Below are 1,776 nucleotides of genomic sequence, written 5' to 3' on the forward strand. Positions count from 1 at the left end.
CACATCAATCGCAAACCCGGTGAGCAGGTTGAAGTTGACTGGGCAGGGGATCCTGCAACAATCATCGACCCGGATACCGGTGAAATTTTAAAGGCTTACATATTCGTAGGTGTAATGACCTACAGCCAGTATGCGTATGTAGAAGCCTTTCTGGATATGAAGCAGAAATCATGGATCACTGCTCATGTCCATATGTATGAATATTTTTGTGGCGTTGCCAGAATTCTCGTACCAGATAACTGTAAAACTGCGGTTGTCCATAATGGTGGTTTTAAAGACCAGCAAATCAATGAAACCTATCAGGAGATGGCCGAACACTATGGCACCGCCATTATCCCGGCACGTGTCAGGGCTCCAAAAGATAAGCCGAATGCCGAGGGAACGGTAGGAAATATTTCTACCTGGATTACAGCAGCGCTTCGGGATGAACAGTTCTTCTCCCTTGCCGAATTAAACCGTGCAATCAGAGAAAAACTGGAACAATTCAATCGAAGGCTCTTTCAAAAGAAAGAGGGCAGCCGGTTGGACTTATTCCTTGAAGATGAAAAGCCGTTACTTTCGCCATTACCTGCTACCCGCTTTGAACTGAGTGACTGGAAGACAGCCACCGTCCAGTTCAATTATCACATATCTGTGGATGGAATGCTATACTCAGTTCCATATGAATACATCAAAAAGAAAGTTGATGTAAAGGTATCAGATACCACCATTGAAATTTTTTACAACCATAACCGCATTGCTTCCCATCGCCGTCTGAAAGGACGCCCCGGGCAGTACAGCACCATTACAGAGCATATGCCTGAAGACCACCAGAAGTATTTAGAGTGGAATGGCGACCGCTTCCGCAAATGGGCTGAGCGGATTGGCATAAATACGTACACTGTGGTCAATGCAATACTGACCTCCAAGCGTGTGGAACAACAGACTTATAGGAGTTGTATGGGACTTCTGAAGCTTACTGAAAAATACTCAGAAGCTTTGCTTGAAGCCGCCTGTAAAAAGGCATTATCCTATACAGCTTCGCCCAGTTACAAGAGCATCAAAAACATTCTTGTAACTGGTTCTGTAAAAACGGAACCAGAATTATCTGGATCCAAGACCACACATAAAGCACATGGCATCACAAGAGGTGCTGACTACTATCGGAGGTAATCACATATGACAAATCAGAGTACAATAGATAAACTTATTGAAATGCGCCTTACCACAATGGCAGATGCATTCCGTAACCAGCTTGACGATCCTAAATTTAAGGAAGTTCCTTTTGAAGACCGCTTGGGAATGCTGGTAGACATCGAATACAGCAGCCGCAAGAATAACCGTCTCAAAAGACTGACCAGGAATGCCGGATTCGACCAGCCGGAAGCAAATATCATGGATATTAATTATACTTCCGGGCGCAAGCTAAACAAGGAACTGATTCGTAGACTTGCTACTTGCGAATATATATCTGAACACCGGAATCTTTTTATTACCGGTGCTACAGGCTGCGGTAAAACTTACATGGCCTGTGCGTTTGGCATGGAAGCCTGTAAGCAGTATTACCATACCAAATATGTGCGCCTGCCTGATCTGCTTATTGATCTGGAGATGGCACGGACAGATGGCAACTACAAAAAGGTAATGGCTAAGTATGCCAATCCAGTTGTTCTGATTTTGGATGAATGGCTTCTATTGAAACCAACGGAATCAGAGCAAAGAGATATATTCGAGCTACTCCATCGTAGACGCAAGAAATCTTCAACGATTTTCTGTTCCCAGTATGAGTTCGAGGAG

2 protein-coding genes are annotated in these 1,776 nt (G+C 44.2%); both read left to right on the forward strand.

What is annotated here, in order from left to right; all coding sequences use genetic code 11:
• A partial coding sequence (gene istA / locus KQI22_RS13635) for an IS21 family transposase (RefSeq protein WP_216553410.1) occupies positions 1–1,152 on the forward strand: 1,152 nt, incomplete at its 5' end.
• A gap of 6 nt (positions 1,153–1,158) precedes the next feature.
• The coding region (locus tag KQI22_RS13640; RefSeq protein ID WP_216553413.1) for an ATP-binding protein at positions 1,159–1,776 on the forward strand (618 nt) is incomplete at its 3' end.

The sequence above is a fragment of the Kineothrix sp. MSJ-39 genome (assembly GCF_018917935.1).
In the GTDB taxonomy this organism is placed as follows: domain Bacteria; phylum Bacillota; class Clostridia; order Lachnospirales; family Lachnospiraceae; genus CAG-194.